We start from the raw sequence: 19,817 nt of genomic DNA, 5'->3' as shown, positions 1-19,817 counted from the left end.
GGTTAGAGGTGGCGGGGTGCGGTGTCCGGGCGGACCGCGGGCGGGCCGAGCACCACCTCGGCGTGCAGCACCGACAGGCCGTCCGCCCGGGCCAGCACCGGGTTGAGCCGCAGCTCGCGTACCTCCGGGTGCTCGTCGGCCAGCCGCCCCACCCGGATCAGCAGCCGGGCCAGCGCCTCCCGGTCGACCGGCTCGGCGCCCCGGTAGCCGCGCAGCAGCGGCGCGGCCCGCGGCTCGTCGACCATCGCGGCGGCGTCCCGGTCGGTGAGCGGTGCCGGCCGCCACGCCCGGTCGCCGAGCAGGTCGGTGGCGACGCCGCCGAGCCCGAAGCCCACCACCGGCCCGAACGCCGGGTCTTCGACCAGTTCCACCACGCAGGCCACGCCCGGCGGCACCATCGCCTGCACCAGCACGCCGGGACCGAAGCGGTCGGCCAACTCCGTGTACGCCCGCCCGACGGCTGACTCATCGGTCAGGTCGAGGCGGACCGCGCCGAGGTCGAGCCGGTGCCGCAGCGCCTCGCCGGACGACTTGAGCGCCACCGGGTAGCCCAGCCGGCCGGCCGCCGCCACCGCCTCCCGCGCCGACTCGGCCGGCAGCGTGGGGGCGACCTGGATCCCGTACGCGGCCAGCACGTCGAACGAGTCCACTGTGGCCACTTCGGGCACCGTCCCGGGTGGACGGCGCAGCCAGTCCGCGTACCCTGCGACCCGGGCCAGCGCCCGCACCGCCTCCTCCACCGACGGGTACGCCGGCACGCCCGCCGGCATCTTGTCTACAAGGGACGTCACGACGGTCGGCTTGTCACCGGCCAGCGCCACGCTCGCCAGCGCGGTGGCGAAGTCGGCGTCCTCATCGGACAGCTGCCCCGGCACCGGTGGCGCCAGGGCCACGACCAGTGCGTCCACTTCCCCGTCGGTGGCCGCGTCGGCGAGCACGTCGCCGAAGTCGTGGGCGCCGGCCCCGGGCGGGACGTCCTGGGGGTACCCGTGCGCCACCACCAGCCCGCCGTCCACGCAGGCGGCCGCGGCGAGCCGGGTCAGCGCGGTCGAGTTGCCCACGATGCCCACCCGGCGGCCGGCCGGCAGCGGCTGGTGGGCCAGCAGTACGCCCACGTCGAAGAGCTCGGCGACCGTGTCCACGCGGATCACGCCGGCGTGCGCGAAGAGCGCCGCCACCCCGGCCCGGTCCGGCCCCGGGGCGGTGCCGGTCACGCTCGACGGCGCGGGCAGCGAGCGCGCCCCGGAGAGCACCGTGGCCCCCGTGGGCCGGGCCGCCGAGGCGACCGCGACGATCGGCTTGGTGCGCCCGATCCGGCGGGCCAGCCGGGCGAACTTGCGCGGGTTGCCGAAGCTCTCCAGGTACAGCAGGATCACGTCGGTCGCCGGGTCGTCCTCCCAGTACTGGAGCAGGTCGTTGCCGGAGACGTCGGCGCGGTTGCCGGCCGAGACGAAGCTCGACAGCCCCAGCCCGCGCCGGTCCGCCTCGGCCAGCAGCGCCACACCCAACGCGCCGGACTGGCTGAAGAACCCGGCCCGCCCGGGCAGCGGCAGCCGCGGGGCGAGGGTGGCGTTGAGGCGTACCCCCTCGTGGGTGTTGGCCACGCCGAGGCAGTTCGGGCCGACCACCCGCATGCCCACCGCGTGGGCCGCGCGGGTGAGCTCGTGCTCGGCGGCGGTGCCGGACCCGGTACCGGTCTCGGCGAAGCCGGCCGAGACCACGACGAGGCCGTGCACGCCGGCGGCGGCCGCGTCCTCGACCACCCCGGGCACCGCCTCCGGTGGCACCGCCACCACCGCCAGGTCGATGCCCTCGGCGAGCCGCGCCGAGCGGAGGGCGGGCAGGCCGCCCACGGTGTCCGCGCTGGGGTGGATCGGATGGATCGCGCCGGTGAAGCCGCCGTCCCGCAGGTGCCCGAGGATCGCCGCGCCGATGCCGTGGCCGCTGGCGCTCGCCCCGTACACGGCGACGCCGCGCGGGCTCAGCAGCCGCGCGATCGACCGCGCCTCGGCCCGCTGCTCCCGCCGCCACTGCACTTCGAGCGAGCGCTCGGTCAGCGCGATCGGGAACGCGAGGTGCACGACGCCGTCCGCGTACTGCCGCTGGATCAGGTAGCCGGCGTCGGCGAAGACCCGCAGCATCGGCGAGTTTTCCGGCAGCACCTCGGCCACGAACCGGCTGATCCCGGCGTCCCGCGCCGCGGCGGCCAGGTGCTCCAGCAGCACCGACCCGATCCCGCGCCCCTGGTAGGCGTCCTCCACGACGAACGCCACCTCGGCATCCGGCGCCTCCGGCCCGAGCCGCTCGTACCGGCCGACCGCGAGGATCCGGTCGCCGGTCTCGATGACGAAGGCCTCGCGCGCGTCGTGGTCGACGTTGACGAAGCGCTTGAGGTCGCGCTCGGGGATCCGCGGGTACGGCGAGAAGTAGCGCAGGTAGCGGGTGCGCTCGGAGAAGCGCGAGTGCATCGCGACGATCCCGGCCGCGTCCTCCGGGCGGATCCGTCGCAGGTGGACGGTGGTGCCGTCGCTCAGCAGGACGTCGGCGGATCGATCCACAGTGGTCAGTCCCGCGGGTCGTGGGGGTCGAGGCCGTGCAGCGGGAAGACCGCCTTGCGGGTGGCCATGACGGCCCGGTCGACGGCGTCCGGCTCGCTCTCCGGCTGCCACTGCCGGTACGTCACCGGCACGTCGTCGGTCATCCGCAGCGGCACGTCGCGCCCCGGGCGGCGGCGCTTGGCCAGCTCACGCCAGGCGAGCGGGGTCAGCGCCGCCGGGTCGATCGGGTCGCCGGTGGCCGCCGCGAGCAGGTGGGTCCAGGTACGCGGGACGACCTCGACCAGCGCGTACCCACCGCCGCCGGTCGCGATCCAGCGCCCGTCGCAGAGCTCGTCGGCCAGGTCGCGCAGGGCCAGGTGGGCGGCGCGCTGGCCGTCGACCGAGAGCCTCAGGTCGGCGAGCGGGTCGAGGCGGTGGCTGTCGGCGCCGCACTGGGTGAAGAGCACCTGCGGCCGGAAGGCGCGCACCACCGACGGCACCACCGCGTGGAACGCCCGCAGCCAGCCCGGGTCGGCCGTGCCCGGCGGCAGGGCGACGTTGACCGCCGTACCCTCCGCGCCCTTGCCGCCGGTCTCCTCCGGGAAGCCGGTGCCGGGAAAGAGCGCGAGCGGCGTCTCGTGCAGGCTGACCGTGAGCACCCGCGGGTCGTCCCAGAAGATGGCCTGCACGCCGTCGCCGTGGTGGACGTCGACGTCGACGTACGCGATGCGCTCCGCGCCCAGGTCGAGCAGGCGGGCGATGGCGACGGCCGGATCGTTGTACACGCAGAAGCCGGACGCCCGCGCGGGCATCGCGTGGTGGAGCCCGCCGGAGACGTTGACCGCCCGCCGCGCCTCGCCCCGCCACACCGCCTCGGCGGCCGCGAGCGTGGCGCCGCAGACCAGCGCGCTCGCCTCGTGCATGCCGTCGAAGACCGGGTTGTCCGGCGTGTTGAGCCCCCAGCCGGAGAAGAACGGGTCGTCCGGAGCGGCCCGCACCGCCTCGATGTAGTCGGCGCGGTGCACCCGGGTCAGCGCGACCTCGTCGGCCGGCTTGGGGGCGACCAGGCGCACCCCGGGGCGGTCGAGGACGCCCAGCTCACGGGCGAGCGCGATGGTCAGCTCCACGCGGACCGGGTCGAGCGGGTGGTCTCCCATGTCGTACGCCAGCAGGGACTCGTCCCACACCACGACCGTGCCGTCCGCCATAGCGCTCATCGTCGCACGTTGAGCAGGAGCGGGACGCCGTAGCGGGGGCGAAGCGTGATCAACGGCCGCGGCACGACCGGCCGGGCGCCGGGTGCCGGGGTGAGCAGCCAGCGGGCGCAGACGGCCTCGGTGACGCGGGCCGCCTCCAGCTCGGCGAACTCGTTGCCGACGCACTGGCGGGGGCCGCTGCCGAACGGGAAGTACGCGTACCGCTCCGGCGGCGGCCCGTCCAGCCACCGCTCCGGCCGGAACCGCTCCGGCTCCGGCCACCACGCCGGGTCGCGGTGCGTCACCCAGGGGCTGAGGATCAGCGTCGCGCCGGCCGGGAGCCGCCGCCCGCCCACTTCACGCGCCTCGACCAGGTGGCGCCAGATCGCCCAGGCCGGCGGGTACAGGCGCAGCGACTCGCGCACCACCGCCGAGGTGAACGCCGGGTCGCCGCCCGCGATCCGCTCCTGCGCCGCCGGATCGTGCGAGAGCAGCGCGAACGTCCAGGCGAGCGCGTTGGCGGTGGTCTCGTGCCCGGCGAGCAGCAGGGTGAGCGCCTCGTCGCGGATCCGCCGGTCCGGCATGCCGGTGGCGAGCAGCAGGCTGAGCAGGTCGCTCCCGCCCGGCTCGGCCCGCCGGGCCTCGATCAGCCCGTAGACGACGGCATCGACCGCCGCGCTGTCCGCGCGCCAGCGCCGGGTCGCCGGGAGCGGCAGGCGGTCCAGGAGGGTACCGCCGGGAAGGATCTCGCGGCGCAGGGCGCGCTGGTTGCGGGCGAGCGCGCGGCTGACCGTGGTGACCGCGGCGTCACCGACGTCCGCGTCGAAGACGGTGCGCGCGACGATCGCCAGCGTCAGCGCGGTCATGTCGCGGTGCAGGTCGCGCACCTCGCCGTCGCGCCAGCCGGCGGCCGCGGCCTCGGCCAGCGCGGTGAACGTCTCCGCGTACCCGGCGACCCGCTCGCGGTGGAAGAGCGGCCGCACCAGCCGCCGCTGCTCCCGGTGCAGGTCGGGCGGGCTGGTCAGCAGGCCGTCGCCGAGCACCCGCTTGAGCGGCTCGCGGCCGCGGCGGCCGACGCCCTTGGCGTACTCCCGCTGGGTGCGGGCGAGCACCTCCTGGATCGCGGTTGGATCGTTGACCAGGTAGACACGGGCGCCCGGCACCGGCAGCCGGACCACGACGCCGCGGCGCCGGGCACGGGTGAGGAGGGCCAGTGGGTTCAGGCCACGGGGCGGTCGGGGTCCGTGATCCACTCGCTCCACGACCCGACATAGAGCGCGGCGTCCGCGTGCCCGGCCAGGTTGAGCGCGAGGACGGTGTGCGCGGCGGTGATTCCGGAACCGCAGTACGCGCCGACGCGTACCCCCTGGTCGACGCCGACCCCCGCGAACCGCGACCGGAGCGCCTCGGCGGAGCGCAACCGGCCGCCGGCCTCGACATGGTCGGTGGTCGGGAGGTTGACCGCGCCCGGGATGTGCCCGGCGACCGGGTCGACCGGCTCGACCTCGCCCCGGTATCGGGGCGCCGCCCGCACGTCGATCAGCACGCCCTCGCCGGCGAGGCGGCCGGCCGCGGTGGCGTCGAGCACCGGCATGCCGCCCGGCCGGACGGTGATGTCGCCCGGCGCCGGGTCGGGCACCTCGGTGGTGACCGGCAGCCCCGCGGCCACCCAGGCCGGGAAGCCGCCGTCGAGCACCCGCACCGCGTCGTGCCCCGACCAGCGCAGCGTCCACCAGGCGCGGGCGGCGGCAGGGCCGTCGCCCAGGTCGTACACGACGACCGGGCGGCCAGCGCGCACCCCGGCCGCCCGCAGCACCCGCTGGAGGTCGCCCGGGTCGGGCAGCGGGTGGCGGCCGCCCTTACCCGGCGGTCCACACAGATCGGTGTCGAGGTCCAGGAAGACGGCGCCGGGCAGATGTCCCGCGGCGTAGTCGTCCCGCCCGGGCGGGCCGCCCAGGCGCCAGCGGACGTCGACAACTGTCGTATCGCTCAGCTCGCTCGCGAGCAGGGCGGGTTCCACGATAAGATCGCTCCGTACGGCCACGCGGTCCAGTCAACCACCGCCGGGCTGCTGCTGCGGGACGAGCTATGTCGTTTCGCAGGGGTAGCATGTGGCAGGGAGGGCTGTGCTGTGAACGACTTGGTCGATACCACTGAGATGTACCTCAAGACCATCCTCGAGCTCGAAGAGGAAGGTGTGCCGCCGCTGCGTGCGCGTATCGCCGAGCGGCTGCACCAGAGCGGCCCCACCGTCAGCCAGACCGTCGCCCGCATGGAGCGCGACGGCCTGCTCACCGTCGAGGGCGACCGGCACCTCGCGCTGACGGACGCCGGCCGGCACCACGCGGTCTCCGTCATGCGCAAGCACCGCCTCGCCGAGCTCCTGCTCGTCAACGTGATCGGCATGCCCTACGAGGAGGCCCACGAGGAGGCCTGCCGCTGGGAGCACGTGATGAGCGACACGGTGGAGAAGAAGGTCTACGAGCTGCTCAACCGCCCCACCCGCTCCCCGTACGGCAACCCGATCCCCGGCCTCGACGCTCTGGGCAACGGCGCGAGCCAGGCCTCCGGCGGCGAGGAGGGCGGCGAGCGCAACCTGGCGTTCCCGGGCCTGACCGGCCAGGTGGTGGTGCGGCGCATCTGCGAGAGCGTGCAGACCGACGCCGACGTCCTCCGCCAGCTCCACGCGGCCGGCGTCGACCCGGGCGTCACGGTCACGGTGGCCCAGGAGCGCGACGCGGTGACGATCGACCGTTCCGGCGACAAGGTCCGCCTCCCCCGCGAGGTAGCGTCCCGCGTCTTCGTCGCCGCCCGCTAACCCTCGCGGATACACGAGACCTCTCGGGTTCACGGTGATCAAAGCTCCCCTCAAGTCGCTAGAACGACGTGAGGGGAGCTTTTGATCACAGCCGTGCGGACATAACGCGCCGGCACGCGACACCTGGCTGGTTGATCGACATCGGGTCGTGGAATCAGATCGTGGTACCTGAGTGCCCCCCAAGGGGCACTGAAATACCACGATCACCGTCTTCAGACATGATTTGCCCCGGTCCGCTTCAGCTGTGGGCCGTTTGCGCGGGTCCCCGGGGAAACGTGGAGCGCAGCGGAGCGTTTTCTCGGGGTGCTTTCCCACGGGCGCCGCTGCGGCCGGCGGTCGCCGGGATCCCCGGCCTCCGCTGCCGGCCTCGCGGGGCAAGCCCAACCCAAGGGAGCACAGACGGGGCAGCTCCAGAGCTTCCCGCACACACATCCGCCCGCCCAGCGGCGGCGCGGTGGTGACGTGTCGTGGACGCACAAACCCAGGCGGCCGCAGGAGCAACGGTCCGGAGAAACCACTCGGGGCTGGGGTGATCGAAGCTCCCCTCATGCCGTTCTAGCGACTTGAGGGGAGCTTTTGATCACGGGCGGAGGCCGCTAGACGCTGGTCTGGTTGATCTCTTTGGCGAGCTCGACCAGCTTGGGCGCGAGCGCGTCGGCGGCCGACCGGGGTTGGCCGGCGGCGAACGTGTAGCGGAGGATGATCAGCCGGGCGTCGGCGGTCAGCCAGCCCACCTCGACGCCGGGGCCGGCGGTGCCGCCGGCGCCGCGGATCTGGCGGTAGGCGGCCTTGCCGAGGCCCTTGACGCTGGCGCCGCCCTCGGGGATCAGCTCCTCCTGGAAGACGTCGGCGTCGGCGGTCGTCACGGTGACCGACAGCACCAGGTCGGGGCGGGGGGCGTCCATCGACTGGACGGCGCAGGTGTAGGTCTTGTCGACCTTGCGGGCGGCCGCGACGTCGAACTTGACGCCGACGATCCGCTCGATCAGCACGTAGTCGAGGAGCTGGCACACACCGCCCGCCGCGGCCGCCGGGATCTCGGGTGCCACCGGAGCGGGCGTGGAGGGTGTGTCGGCCGCGGCCTCCGCACCGCAGGCGGTGAGCAGCAGCAGCAAGAGGCTGGCGCTGAGGCGTCGCGCACGCGTCCGCACGGTCGTGTCCTCCTGGTCGGCGGCGGCCTTGCCGGGTCCGGTCCGTCGGCCACGATAGGGCCTCAGCGCGCGGCAGGAAAGCCCGGAAGGTGCGACACGATGTGCTTTGCGATCTCCAGCGAGCTCGTGGCGGCCGGCGAAGGGGCGTTGAGCACGTGTACCTGCCGTTCGCGGGCCACGATGAGGAAATCGTCGACGAGTGAACCGTCCGGTGCGATCGCCTGCGCGCGCACACCCGCCTCCGTACGCACCAGGTCGCCCTCCGTCACCTCGGGCACCAGCCGGGCCAGGCTCTGCGCGAAGCGGCGGGTGGAGAGGGAGCGGCGCACCTCGGTCAGGCCGTACCGGAGGTGGCGCCGGGCGAGCCGCCACAGTCCTGAGTAGACGGCGAAGTCGGCGATGTCGCGGGGGTTGACCCGGCCCCAGCTGTAGCCCTCGCGGGCGAGCGCGAGCACCGCGTTGGGTCCAGCGTGGACGGTGCCGTCGACCATGCGGGTCAGGTGCACGCCGAGGAACGGGAACTGCGGGTCGGGCACCGGGTAGATCAGCCCGCGCACCAGGTCACGCCGCTCGGGGCGAAGCTCGTAGTACTCGCCGCGGAACGGGATGATCCGCGCCGGCGGCTCCACCCCGGCCAGCCGCGCCACCCGGTCGGCGTGCAGGCCGGCGCAGTTGACCAGGACGTCCGCGCGGATGTCACCCGCCGTCGTCTCGATGATCTGGCGGTTGTCGCGTACGGCGATGCCGGTCACCTTGGCCCCGAAGCGCACCTCCGCACCCGCCTTCTCGGCGAGCGCGGCGAGTGTCTGGCAGACCGCGCCGAAGTCGGCGATACCCGTCGAGGCGACGTGGAGAGCCTGGACGCAGTCGACGTGCGGCTCGTACCCGGTCGCCTCCTCCTTGGTCAGGAGCCGCACCGGGAGGCCGTTGGCGAGGGCCCGCTCGTGCAGCGCGCGCAGGCGGGGCAGCTCCTCGGCGCTGGTGGCGACGATCAGCTTGCCGCACACCTCGTGGCGGATGCCGTGCCCGGCGCAGAACTCCACCATCGACCGCGAACCGGCCCGGCAGAGCGTCGCCTTGAGGCTGCCCGGCTTGTAGTACACGCCCGCGTGGATGACACCGGAGTTGTGACCGGTCTGGTGCGCGGCGACCCGCTCCTCCTTCTCCAGCACGGTCACCTGCGCGTCCGGGTGGTCCTGGGTGATCCGGTGCGCCACCGCCAGGCCCACGATCCCGGCTCCGACCACGACAAACTTCGCCATGGCCGGACAGTACCCCGCGGTAGCGGCTCGCGGTCCCAGCCAGCCGGCGGCTTCTGTCGGGGTTGGGACAGGGTCGGCTCGTAGGGTGGGGGGAGGTATCCACCGAAGGAGATGTTGATCATGGCTATGCCCGATGTCGTTGATCACCAGACCTGGCGGGAAGAGCTTGACAAGCTTCGGGTACGCGAGAAGGCCGCGACCAAGGAGCTCGACGCGATCGCCGCCCAGCGCCGACGGCTGCCGATGGTGAGGACGCCGGACTACACCCTGGTCGGCGCCGAGGGGCCGGTCCGGCTCGTCGACGTCTTCGCCGGCAGGTCACAGCTGATCGTGTACAACCACATGTGGGACCCGGATCCGGACGCCGAGTGGCAGTGCGGCGGCTGCACCAGCTTCACGTCGGCGTTCACCCGGCTGGACTTCCTCGACAACTACGACGCGCGGTTCGTGATCGTCACGCAGGGGCCCATCGACGCGGCCCTGGCCTACGCCGAGCGCGTCGGCAACAAGATGACCTGGTACTCCACGGCTGGCAGCCCGTTCGGCGCGGACGTCGACGCGCCACCGGGCGGCGGCTTCGGGCTGAACGTGTTTCTGCGCGACGGCGACACCGTCTACCGCACCTGGCACACCAGCGGTCGCGGCGTCGAGCAGCTCACCCACACGTTCGCGCTCGTGGACGTCCTGCCGTACGGGCGGCAGGAGGAGTGGCAGGACAGTCCGGAGGGCTGGCCGCAGTCGCCCGCGTACAGCGGGTGGCTGGACTCCCCGGACGTGGCCCGGTTGTACGGCCCGAAGAGCTGAGAGCGGTCCTTTGCCGGCTTTTGCTGGCTTTTGCCGGCGCCGGGTGACCAGCGGCGGAAGACCGCCGGTCACCCGGTGAACGTTGGTGGCCACCGCACTAGGGCCTGTATCAAAGAGTTTGTCGGTGCGAGCCGGAGTCCAGACGGCGTCAGGCGGTGGCGGGCGCAAGGTCGCATACCGGGCGTGAGCGAGCTTGCGAGCAAACCATCAGGCACAGCGATGGACACACCACGAGGGCCACGCCATCAGACGGCCGTCGTATGCGGCCTTACGCCCGACGCCGCATGGCGCCGCCCGGGCCCGGCGCAGCCCGGCAAGGAATTCGATACAGGCCCAGGTACGAACGCTCGACGCTGCCGGCGTTCAGGTGTTGACGTACGGGCAGTGGCGGCAGCCGCGGCCGCAGCACGTGCCGCGGCCGGCGTGAAAGGCGGCGGTGAGCACGAAGAGACCGGTATCCGGGTCGAGGTAGCCAGCCTCGTCGGCCGCGAGGGCCGCGTCGTGGGCCGCGATGATCTCGTCGCGCCGCGGGTGGTCGAGGGGCAGCCGGGACGGGTGTGGCTCGTGCAGGGGCCGGGGCGCGAGGCTGTCCACGCCCCGACCCTATCCGCCCCTGACCCGGCCTTATGCGCTCGCCGCCGGCTGCTCCGCCGCCGCTTGCCGAGGCGCCGCCACGTCGTCCGGCGCTGGCGTGGCGTTTAGCGCCGCAGCGTCGTCGGGCGCTGGCGTGGCGTTGCGCGCTGGCGTGGCGGGTGCGCTTTCGGTCGCGACCAGGGCGGCCACGGCTCCCAGCAGGACCACCGTGCCGGCCACGGCCGCGGCCGAGAGGCGCTCGCCGAGCAGCGCCACCGCGATCACCGCGGCCACCACCGGCTCCAGCAGCGCCACGACCGAGGCGGTCGCCGCGCGCACGTGGGTCAGGCCGGCGAAGAAGAGGCCGTACGCGAGCGCGCTCGGCACCGCGCCGAGGTAGAGCAGCCAGCCGACCGTGCCGGCGGTGTACGGGCCGCCAAGCCCCTCGGCGAGCGCGAACGGCAGCAGGCACACCCCACCCACCGCGAACCCGGCGAGCGCCGTCTCGTAGGGCCGCGCCGCCGTACGCCGGGCGCGGGTCAGGAGCGTGACCGCCGCGTACCCGGTGGCGGACAGGAGCGAGAGGGCGACGCCGAGCGCCGGCCGGGTACCGGCGCCGCCTGATCCGCCGGCCAGCAGCACCAGCCCGGCGAGCGCGAGTGAGACGGCGGCCGTGCCGGAGCGGCCGAGGCGCTCGCCCAGCGTCACCCGCGCGCCGAACGCGATCAGCACCGGACCGGCGCCCAGCGTGACGACGGTGGCGACGGCGAGCCCGATGTACGCGACCGCCCCGCAGAACGCGGTCTGGTAGACGGCGAGCCCGACCCCGATGACCACGAGGTCGCGCTTCCCGCGCCGGCGCCGCGTCCTTTCGCGGTCCGGCGCGTCGAGGCAGCGGACCGGGAGCACGAGGTCGCACCGCCTGCCGCGGTGCGGTGCCGGGGCGGCGGCCGGGCGGCGGACCGCGAGCACGGCGCCGAGGATCGTGACGCCGATGGCGAAGCGCCACCACGATACGGCGATCGGGCCGAGGCCGCTGGTGCGGTAGAGGAGGGCCGCGACGGCACCGCCTGTTCCCCAGGCGGTCGCGGCGACGGAGATGAACAGGAAACCACGTGCGGGCATGCGAAACTCCACTGTGGATGGTTACGGACCGCGGGAACACGGGCGGCAACCATCGACCGCCGGACCTCAGCGGGTCCGGCGGCGGGTTCACTCGTGGAGAGGCCGCCCGCTCAGGCGGCGACGGCAGGCGCTTCCAGCGCCGCCCGCGAAGCGAGCGAAACCGGAGGCCAGGTCACCGCGTTAGCGAGCGGGAGGGGGAAGCACGCCGAGATGCACGTGCCAAACCTAGCGGGTACCGGGGAGAACGTCGCCGGAATTCCTGCCACTGGCTGTCACCGGGCGCTCGACAGGATTGGCCGCCCTGCCGGACGGCCAATCCTCAAGATCCTTCGATCCAGTACCGGTTCAGCCGGGCTACGGCCTCGTCCCTGGTCATCGCCGCGACTACCGACTCGTCGATGCCGACGCGGTTGGTCAGAAGGTAGACGAACTCAGCGGGGAGGGCTTGCGCCGGCATTTCCGGTTGACCCCGGTCCGGCTTGACGCCCTCGTCCGCACAGTGCCAGAACACCCGATCTGGTCTCGGAGGATATGGCTCCACATGCCCGGCCCGTAGGTGGTCCGGTCAACAGGGTGGGAGACCCCTTGTCCGCAGGATACGGCCGTCCGACAGAGTCAGTTCGTAGGTGACGTGATGAGTACCGGTACGACCACGGGCGTCCCTTACCCGAGTCCAGCTCTCCACCAGGCAAGACTTCTCGTGCGCCTGACGAGTTGGCTGTGGCCAGGTCATCGCCCGGATCCCACCAGCCAATCGCGCAACTGATCGTCGTCGCTGAGGCTCACCAACTGGGCCAAACCCCAGTTGGGGGCATCGAGCAACCGCTCCTGCCAGTCCTCGGCATACTCACGCAGGGCGAGGATCATGTCGTCAAGTGCCTCGTCGAGGGAGGGGCCGTCGGCGGCGAGCGGCAGCCCGGGAATGAAGATCGACCAGCCACCGTCCTCGGCTACGACCTGCGCGCCCGAAGGGCTGACCGAGGCCAGGAGGTGGCGCAGACGGTCACGATCGACAAAGGCCGTCGTCCGGGAGTCACGTCGGACCGTGGCGACCCGGCCACGCTCGGCCGCGTCCAGCAGATCCTTCAGGTGCTTACGAGCCTCGGTGTAGCTCTCATGGTGAACGGCGGGCATACGTACCTCTCTCCGTCAAGGTCGCCGCGGAGAGGTACGTACACGCGACGACCGCCCAACCCTGGAGGGGCTCGGGCGGTCGTCTCCGTCGTACCTCAGCTGCAGCCGCTCGTGGAGCCGCAGCCCTCACACACGTAGCAGCTGCCCGCCGGGCGCATCTTGGTGCCGCAGGTGAAGCAGAGCGGCGCGTCCGCGGCCTTGCCGATCACCGCCTCCAGCAGCTCGGTCGACGAACCCACGTGCGGTGCCGGCTTGGCGGCGGCGGGCTCGTCGGTGGCCGCGGGCGGCGGCACCGGGGCGGAGACCGGTGCCGACTGGGCCATGCCGGCCAGGTCGAGCGTGCCCTCCGACTCGGCCGCGACCTGGGCGGCCCGCTCCGTGGCGGTGAAGATGCCCAGCTCGGCGCGGCGCTCGTACGGCAGGAAGTCGAGCGCGAGCCGCCGGAAGATGTAGTCCATCACCGAGGCCGCCATGCGGATGTCCGGGTCGTCGGTCATGCCCGCCGGCTCGAACCGCATGTTGGTGAACTTGGTGACGAACGTCTCCAGCGGCACACCGTACTGCAGGCCGATCGAGATGGCCACCGAGAACGCGTCCATCACGCCGGCCAGCGTGGAGCCCTGCTTGGACATCTTGAGGAAGACCTCGCCGAGGCCGTCGTCCGGGTACGAGGAGGCGGTCAGGTAGCCTTCCGCCCCGCCGACCGAAAACGACACCGTCTCCGAGGGGCGCTTCTTCGGCAGCCGCTTGCGCACCGGGCGGTACTCGACGACGGGCTCGGGCGTCACCACCGCGGGCGCCGCGGCCTTGGACGAAGACGAGGACGCGGCGGAGAGGGGCTGGCCGACCTTGCAGTTGTCGCGGTAGATGGCGAGCGCCTTGAGGCCGAGCTTCCAGCCCTCGTAGTAGATCTGCTCGACGTCCTCGACGGTGGCCGACTCGGGCATGTTGACCGTCTTGGAGATGGCGCCGGAGATGAAGGGCTGCACCGCCGCCATCATCCGCACGTGCCCCATCGGCGCGATCGAACGCTCACCCATCGCGCAGTCGAAGACCGCGTAGTGCTCGGACTTGAGGCCGGGCGCGTCGATCACGTGGCCGTGCTCGGAGATGTGCTCGACGATCGCCTCGACCTGCTCCTCCGGGTAGCCGAGCGCGCGCAGCGCCCGCGGCACCGTCTGGTTGACGATCTGCATCGAGCCGCCGCCGACCAGCTTCTTGAACTTGACCAGCGCCAGGTCGGGCTCCACACCGGTGGTGTCGCAGTCCATCATCAGGCCGATCGTGCCGGTGGGGGCGAGGACCGAGGCCTGCGAGTTGCGCCAGCCGTTCTTGTCGCCGATCTTGTTGCCCTGCGTCCACTGCTTGGTCGCCTCGCGGACGATCGCGGTGGCCACCGGGTGCGACGGCTTGATCTCGTCGTTGGCGGCGGCGTGCTTGCGCATGACCCGCTTGTGCGGCTCGGCGTTGCGCGCGTACCCCTCGTAGGCACCCACCACGCCGGCGAGCTCGGCCGAACGGCGGTAGGCGGTGCCGGTCATCAGCGAGGTGATCGCGGCGGCGACCGAGCGGCCCCCGTCCGAGTCGTAGGGCAGGCCGGAGGCCATCAGCAGCGCGCCCAGGTTGGCGTACCCGATGCCGAGCTGGCGGTAGGCGCGGGTGGTGATGCCGATCTTCTCGGTCGGGAAGTCGGCGAAGCAGATCGAGATGTCCATCGCGGTGATGACGAACTCGACCGACTTCACGAACTTTTCCACCTCGAAGCCACCGTCGGCGCGGAGGAACTTCATGAGGTTGAGCGAGGCGAGGTTGCACGAGGAGTTGTCCAGGTGCAGGTACTCCGAGCAGGGGTTGGACGCCGTGATGCGGCCGGTCTCGGGGCAGGTGTGCCAGTCGTTGATCGTGTCGTCGTACTGCAGGCCGGGGTCGGCGCACTCCCACGCCGCCTGGGCGATCGAGTGGAACAGCCCGTGCGCGTCGATCTTCTCCACGATCGAGCCGTCGAGCCGGGCCCGCAGCGCGAAGCTGTCCCGCGCGTCGACCGCCCGCATGAACTCGTCGGAGACGCGGACCGAGTTGTTGGCGTTCTGGTACTGGACGCTCACGATGTCGTGGCCGCCCAGGTCCATGTCGAAGCCGGCGTCGCGGAGCGCGCGGATCTTGTCTTCCTCGCGCGCCTTGGTCTGCACGAACTCCTCGATGTCCGGGTGGTCGACGTCGAGGATCACCATCTTGGCCGCCCGCCGCGTGGCGCCGCCCGACTTGATCGTGCCGGCGCTCGCGTCGGCGCCGCGCATGAAGCTGACCGGGCCGGACGCGGTGCCGCCGCTGGAGAGCAGCTCCTTGGAGGAGCGGATGCGGGAGAGGTTGACGCCGGAGCCGGACCCGCCCTTGAAGATCAGGCCCTCCTCCTTGTACCAGTCGAGGATCGAGTCCATCGAGTCGTCGACGGCGAGGATGAAGCAGGCGCTGACCTGCTGCGGCGAGGGCGTGCCGACGTTGAACCAGACCGGCGAGTTGAAGCTGAACACCTGGTGCAGCAGCATCCAGGTCAGCTCGTGCTCGAAGATCTCGGCGTCGGCCGGCGTGGCGAAGTAGCCGTGCTGCTCCCCCGCCGCGCGGTAGGTCTTGACCACCCGGTCGACGAGCTGCTTGAGCGACCATTCCCGCTGCGGCGTCCCGACCGCGCCGCGGAAGTACTTGGTCGTCACGATGTTGGCCGCGTTGACGCTCCAGAACTCCGGGAACTCCACGCCCCGCTGCTCGAAGTTGATCGAGCCGTCCCGCCAGTTGGTCATCACGACGTCGCGGCGCTCCCAGGCGACCTCGTCGTACGGGTGGACACCCTCGGTGGTCCACACCCGCTCGACCTTCAGCCCCCCGGTCGCGCTACGCGTCGCACGCCCCTTGCCTGCGCTCACGCCTTCCCCCGACATAGTCACTTGCCCCCTCGGAACCCAAAACCCTTTAAAGACCAAAACCCGAAAATCCCTACTGGGTACGCCCGACGGCCGGCTCGGGCACCGGAGGGCGACTCGCGCCCTCCACTCGCCCAGCGCCGTCCCGCGCCGCCGCCGCTTCGCGGAGTGACGCGATCTCGCGCTCGAAGTCGCCCAGTGACTCGAACGACCGGTAGACGCTCGCGAACCGCAGGTAGGCCACCTCGTCCAGATCGCGCAGCGGCCCCAGGATGGCCAGGCCGACCTCGTGGCTGGGGATCTCGGCGGCGCCGCGCGCCCGGACGGTCTCCTCGACCTTCTGCGCGAGGAGCGCGATCGCGTCCTCGTCGACCGGACGACCCTGGCACGCCTTGCGCACGCCACCAATGATCTTCGTCCGGCTGAACGGCTCGGTCACCCCGCTCCGCTTGACCACGGCCAGCACCGCCTCCTCGACGGTCGTGAACCGCTTGCCACACTCGGGACAAGCCCGGCGGCGGCGGATCAGCTGGCCGTCGTCGGCCTCACGCGAGTCGACGACCCGGGAGTCGGCGTGCCGACAATATGGGCAGCGCATCGACACACCTCCCTTCAGCATCCCTCAGGCTATGCCCGCCCTACGACAACTTTCGCGCATGCCGAGGCCCAGCCGAACGCCACGACCTGTGGACACGGCTGTGCATGACGTGTGGGAAAGCTGTGTGGAGCGAAACCCAACCTGTGGATGACTTACACCCTTGTAACTACTACATCTAGGGGTTCGACGTTAGGCCAGCGGACGCTCTGACGCAAGCTCAACGTCATTCCTGCCGCTTGGGTGTCGCCGTGTCGTGGATCTCAGCCCCACCCCACGGGTGACCCCGGTCACCCGCCCTCGACAGCGGCCGGCCGGCAGAACGGGGGTATCCGCCGCTCACGTCGGCAAGGAGACCGGGCCGGGCCCAGCGGCGACCGTTCCCCCGATCGACACAGAGACGGCGGGACCGCGCCGCGCACACTCGCCTCGCGCCCGTCCGACCCCCGCGGTTCGCGACCCCGACCAGCGGGGGGTCGCCGCGGCGCCGATCCGCGCTCATGCGCTCCGGTCAAGAGAAGGCTCGCGGCCCGCGCGGCGGCCTGATCACGACGGGCGTCGGGGCGGACCGGTGACCGCGGCTGGCCGGTCAGTTGGGGAGCTTGAGCTCCTGGCCGGTGTAGACGGTGTAGTCGTCCAGGGAGTTGAGCCGGCGGATCTCCTCGATGACCGCCAGGCGGTTGCCCCTCGGGTGGTGGCGGTCGGCGATGGACCAGAGCGTGTCGCCCTGCCGCACCACGGTCGTGGGCGGTGGGCCGGACGGGTCGGCGGCGCGGGAGGCGGTGGCGGCGAGGGTGACGCCGGCCGCGGCGAGCAGGAGGAAGAACGCGAACACGACCGCGCGGCCCCGGCGGGTGAGGCGGAGCCGCGGCTTGCCGGCGTGGCGCGCGACGCGCGGGCGGGGGGCCGAGCGCTGCGGAACGACGCCCGCCGCGGTCGCCAGCGCCAGCACGCCGGGCAGGGCTGGCGCGGCCGTCACCGTGCGGGTGCGGCTCCCACCGCGCGCACCCATCGCGACCCGCGCTTCCATCGCGTGCATACCGGCCCCCCTCGATTGGCCCGACCCCTGGTCGAACGACAGTTCGATCGAACGGACGTACGATGGTCTACCAGAACATCTGTGCGATGTCGAGAGGCGACGCGCGACACGCCGACACGTAGGTCGTACAGATGTTTGAAACTGGCCAATCTTGCCGATACGGTGAGTCCACCGATCCGGGGCACCGCGGCACTATCCCCACGAAAGAGGCGGCCGGTCGGGGCTACGAGCAGACCGCCAGCACCACCGCGCACCGCGAAAGCACCACGCGCACCACCGCGACAGGGAGGACAGACCCGTGCCCACCGACGAGCGAGGCGGGCGGCAAGCGCCGACCCAGCAAAAGAGCGCCAAGGCGACGGCGGCGGCCGGCACGCGGCGGCGTAGCCCGGCCCGTTCCCGGACCGCCGACGCGCCCCAGCTGCGCGCCGTCACTCCGGTGGTCAGCTCCTTCCCCGACCTGGTGACGGCCGACCTGACCGCGCGCCAGCGGCGGATCCTCGAGTTCATCCGCGATTGGGTGGAGCGCTACGGCTATCCGCCGAGCGTGCGCGAGATCGGCGAGGCGGTCGGGCTGGTCTCCCCCTCCAGCGTGGCCTACCAGCTGAAGGAGCTGGAGCGAAAGGGCTTCCTGCGCCGCGACCCCAACCGGCCGCGCGCCGTCGACGTGCGGCCGCCGAGCGAGATGCTCGACGACGAGACCGCGCGGGCCGCCCGCCCCGCCCCGGCGTACGTGCCGATGCTGGGCCGCATCGCCGCCGGTGGCCCGATCCTCGCCGAGCAGGCGGTCGAAGACGTCTTTCCGCTGCCGCGCGAGCTGGTCGGCGAGGGCGAGGTCTTCATGCTCCAGGTCAAGGGCGACTCGATGGTCGAGGCGGCGATCTGCGACGGCGACTGGGTGGTCGTGCGCCAGCAGCCCACGGCCAACGCGGGTGAGATCGTGGCCGCGATGATCGAGGGCGAGGCGACCGTGAAGACGTACCGCCGCAAGGACGGGCACGTGTGGCTGATGCCGCAAAACCCGGCCTTCGACCCGATCCCCGGTGACGACGCCACGATCCTCGGCCGCGTCGTGGCCGTCCTGCGTCGCGTGAAGTAGTCCTGCGCCGCGTGAAGTAAGGGGGAAGCGGGGTCAGTCAGTAGCCCTCGTCGGGCGGGTAGGTGCCGCCGCCCTGTGGACGGCCGTAGACGCCGCCCGACGAGTAGGTGCCGCCGGCCTCGCGCGGCGGCTGGGACTGCCCGCCACCGCCGTAGACGTTGCCGCTGCCGCCGTTGGCGCCGCCGTAGACACCGCCGCCGCTCTTGCCGCCGGAGCCGCCGTAGACACCGCCGCCCGACGACGCGGGACGGGCCGACCCGTACGTGGTGCCGGCGGGCTGGTAGTCGTCGTCGGGGCGGCCCGAGCGGTAGCCGTCGTCGTAGCCGCCCGGCCGGCGGTCCCAGCTCGCGTCGTCGTACCCGAAGCCCTTGTCGACCGACGCGGACGCCACGGCCGCGGCGCCGGGCACCGGTGTGCGGCCGATCGAGCCGGACGGGCTGTCGCGCAGGCCCCCCTTGAGCGGCGCCGGCTCGGCGGCCGCGCGGCGGCGGGCCCGCAGGATGCCGAAGATGCCGGCGCCCACCAGGACCGCGCCAAGCACGCCGATCGCGCCCACCATGTAGGTGATCTGGCCGATCGTCAGGTCGTCGGTCCAGGACCGCCCGCTGTCGGCGCCACTCGCCCCGGCCGGCAGCTCGGCGGCGACGGGGTCCTTGGGCTTGCTCTGCGAGGGGGTGTAGCGGAACATGTCGTTGCTCACGTCGTCGCCGAGATTGCCCAGGTCGGAGACGGTGACGAAAGTCTTGCCGTCCGGGCTGTAGGCGATCGCCTCGCCGAACTGGTCGCTGTCGAGCGGGGTCGAGCGCGGCTCGCCGGTGGTGAGCGCCTTGACCACGTCGCCGTCCGCCACGTCGTACTCGAACGCGTCGGCGTAGGTGCGCAGGACCACCCGGCTGCCGTCGGGCGAGCGGGCCGCGCCGGTGACGGTGAGCCGCCCCACCGCGCCGAACGGGTTGTCGGTCTCCGTCTTCGGCACGGTGACCTCGCCGACCTTCTTGAGCGGGACCGGCGTGTCGTTGTCGGTCTTGAGGGCGGCGGCGGGGCTGTAGAGCTCGGCCTTTCCGCCGGTCTTGGTGATGATGATCGGTGCGTTGCCCGGGCCGACCAGCAGTGCCTCGGCGTCGTGGGGCTTGCCACCCGGGTACGCCACGCGGTGGAGCACCGGGCGGGACCCGCCGCCGATCGGCATGGTCCACAGGGCCACGCTGCTGCGCCGCTCGGCGGCCTGCGGGTTGTCGCCCGTGTCGGCGATCCAGAGCGTCTTGCCGTCGGGCGAGACCGCGAGGTCTTCGGTGTCGCGGGGGCCGTCGCCGCTGTACTGCACGTTTTTGGTGACGTTGCACTTGCCGTCGAGGTAGAAGACGCGCTTGCGGTTGGACGACTCGCTGCTGTCGTTGACCGTGATGTATCCACTGCTCGTGGAGACGAGCCCGGAGAGCTCGTCGAGCTTGGAGTCCTCGATGGTGCAGACCTTCTTACCGGCCGCCACAGCGGGCGCCGGGATGGCCAGGCCGGTGCCGACCAGGCCCAGCGCAACCACCACCGAGGACACCAAACGACGCATCA

17 protein-coding genes are annotated in these 19,817 nt (G+C 72.5%); 3 read left to right on the top strand and 14 right to left on the bottom strand.

Features of this window, described 5'->3' with window-relative positions; all coding sequences use genetic code 11:
• Window positions 1–2: 2 nt before the first annotated feature.
• Genes RB614_RS18395 through RB614_RS18380 form a run of 4 tightly spaced genes read right to left on the bottom strand, consistent with a single transcriptional unit; the run spans window position 3 to window position 5,777 of the window.
• Entirely contained in the window at window positions 3–2,567 is a 2,565-nt protein-coding gene (locus RB614_RS18395; RefSeq protein WP_308713888.1) for a bifunctional acetate--CoA ligase family protein/GNAT family N-acetyltransferase, read from the bottom strand.
• Window positions 2,564–3,745, bottom strand: coding sequence for an acetoin utilization protein AcuC (locus RB614_RS18390; protein WP_308713887.1), 1,182 nt, complete (start codon window positions 3,743–3,745; stop codon window positions 2,564–2,566). The genes RB614_RS18395 and RB614_RS18390 overlap by 4 nt, the downstream gene beginning before the upstream one ends.
• 5 nt (window positions 3,746–3,750) lie before the next feature.
• The gene (locus RB614_RS18385) at window positions 3,751–4,986 is read right to left on the bottom strand and encodes a cytochrome P450 (RefSeq protein ID WP_308713758.1); all 1,236 of its coding nucleotides are present in this window, start codon (window positions 4,984–4,986) and stop codon (window positions 3,751–3,753) included.
• Window positions 4,953–5,777: a sulfurtransferase gene (locus RB614_RS18380; RefSeq protein WP_308713757.1), complete on the bottom strand. Its 825-nt coding sequence runs from the start codon at window positions 5,775–5,777 to the stop codon at window positions 4,953–4,955. Before RB614_RS18380 ends, RB614_RS18385 begins: the two co-directional genes overlap by 34 nt.
• A gap of 87 nt (window positions 5,778–5,864) precedes the next feature.
• On the opposite strand from RB614_RS18380, the gene RB614_RS18375 reads away from it, so the two are divergent.
• Window positions 5,865–6,551 carry an iron-dependent transcriptional repressor DtxR gene (locus RB614_RS18375; RefSeq protein WP_308713754.1) on the top strand — a complete coding sequence of 229 codons (687 nt, stop codon included), beginning with the start codon at window positions 5,865–5,867 and terminating at the stop codon, window positions 6,549–6,551.
• A 596-nt stretch (window positions 6,552–7,147) separates the two neighbouring features.
• On the opposite strand, the gene RB614_RS18370 is transcribed toward RB614_RS18375, so the two are convergent.
• Together RB614_RS18370 and lhgO are read right to left on the bottom strand one after the other, a co-directional pair.
• The gene (locus tag RB614_RS18370) at window positions 7,148–7,702 is read right to left on the bottom strand and encodes a hypothetical protein (protein ID WP_308713753.1); all 555 of its coding nucleotides are present in this window, start codon (window positions 7,700–7,702) and stop codon (window positions 7,148–7,150) included.
• Between the two features lie 62 nt (window positions 7,703–7,764).
• On the bottom strand, window positions 7,765–8,964 hold the full coding sequence (lhgO, locus tag RB614_RS18365) for an L-2-hydroxyglutarate oxidase (protein ID WP_308713752.1): 1,200 nt from the start codon (window positions 8,962–8,964) through the stop codon (window positions 7,765–7,767).
• Window positions 8,965–9,084: 120 nt separating this feature from the next.
• Between lhgO and RB614_RS18360 the strand changes: the two genes are divergently transcribed.
• Entirely contained in the window at window positions 9,085–9,768 is a 684-nt protein-coding gene (locus tag RB614_RS18360; RefSeq protein WP_308713751.1) for a DUF899 domain-containing protein, read from the top strand.
• A 363-nt stretch (window positions 9,769–10,131) separates the two neighbouring features.
• Here RB614_RS18360 and RB614_RS18355 read toward each other — a convergent pair whose 3' ends face one another.
• The 7 genes from RB614_RS18355 to RB614_RS18325 form a co-directional block, all read right to left on the bottom strand.
• Window positions 10,132–10,362 carry a DUF5522 domain-containing protein gene (locus tag RB614_RS18355; RefSeq protein WP_308713750.1) on the bottom strand — a complete coding sequence of 77 codons (231 nt, stop codon included), beginning with the start codon at window positions 10,360–10,362 and terminating at the stop codon, window positions 10,132–10,134.
• Window positions 10,363–10,392: 30 nt separating this feature from the next.
• Window positions 10,393–11,466: a DMT family transporter gene (locus RB614_RS18350; protein WP_308713749.1), complete on the bottom strand. Its 1,074-nt coding sequence runs from the start codon at window positions 11,464–11,466 to the stop codon at window positions 10,393–10,395.
• A gap of 319 nt (window positions 11,467–11,785) precedes the next feature.
• A complete protein-coding gene (locus RB614_RS18345) occupies window positions 11,786–11,923 on the bottom strand; it encodes a hypothetical protein (protein ID WP_308713748.1) in 138 nt (45 codons plus the stop codon).
• A gap of 272 nt (window positions 11,924–12,195) precedes the next feature.
• Window positions 12,196–12,600 (bottom strand): hypothetical protein, encoded by a 405-nt coding sequence (locus RB614_RS18340; RefSeq protein WP_308713747.1) that lies wholly within the window; start codon window positions 12,598–12,600, stop codon window positions 12,196–12,198.
• A 95-nt stretch (window positions 12,601–12,695) separates the two neighbouring features.
• Window positions 12,696–15,536: a vitamin B12-dependent ribonucleotide reductase gene (locus RB614_RS18335; protein WP_308713746.1), complete on the bottom strand. Its 2,841-nt coding sequence runs from the start codon at window positions 15,534–15,536 to the stop codon at window positions 12,696–12,698.
• 55 nt (window positions 15,537–15,591) lie between these two features.
• The gene (gene nrdR, locus RB614_RS18330; protein WP_308713886.1) at window positions 15,592–16,116 is read right to left on the bottom strand and encodes a transcriptional regulator NrdR; all 525 of its coding nucleotides are present in this window, start codon (window positions 16,114–16,116) and stop codon (window positions 15,592–15,594) included.
• Window positions 16,117–16,702: 586 nt separating this feature from the next.
• Window positions 16,703–17,152, bottom strand: coding sequence for a LysM peptidoglycan-binding domain-containing protein (locus RB614_RS18325; RefSeq protein WP_308713745.1), 450 nt, complete (start codon window positions 17,150–17,152; stop codon window positions 16,703–16,705).
• Between the two features lie 421 nt (window positions 17,153–17,573).
• On the opposite strand from RB614_RS18325, the gene lexA reads away from it, so the two are divergent.
• Complete coding sequence (gene lexA, locus RB614_RS18320; protein WP_308713885.1) at window positions 17,574–18,251, top strand: transcriptional repressor LexA; 678 nt, start codon at window positions 17,574–17,576, stop codon at window positions 18,249–18,251.
• Window positions 18,252–18,288: 37 nt separating this feature from the next.
• On the opposite strand, the gene RB614_RS18315 is transcribed toward lexA, so the two are convergent.
• Window positions 18,289–19,815: a hypothetical protein gene (locus RB614_RS18315; RefSeq protein WP_308713744.1), complete on the bottom strand. Its 1,527-nt coding sequence runs from the start codon at window positions 19,813–19,815 to the stop codon at window positions 18,289–18,291.
• Window positions 19,816–19,817: the final 2 nt, after the last annotated feature.

The organism is Phytohabitans maris, from assembly GCF_031085175.1.
Classification (GTDB): domain Bacteria; phylum Actinomycetota; class Actinomycetes; order Mycobacteriales; family Micromonosporaceae; genus Phytohabitans; species Phytohabitans maris.
The sequence above is the reverse complement of the archived record's forward strand: the minus strand, read 5'-3'. Positions and strand labels throughout refer to the sequence as shown.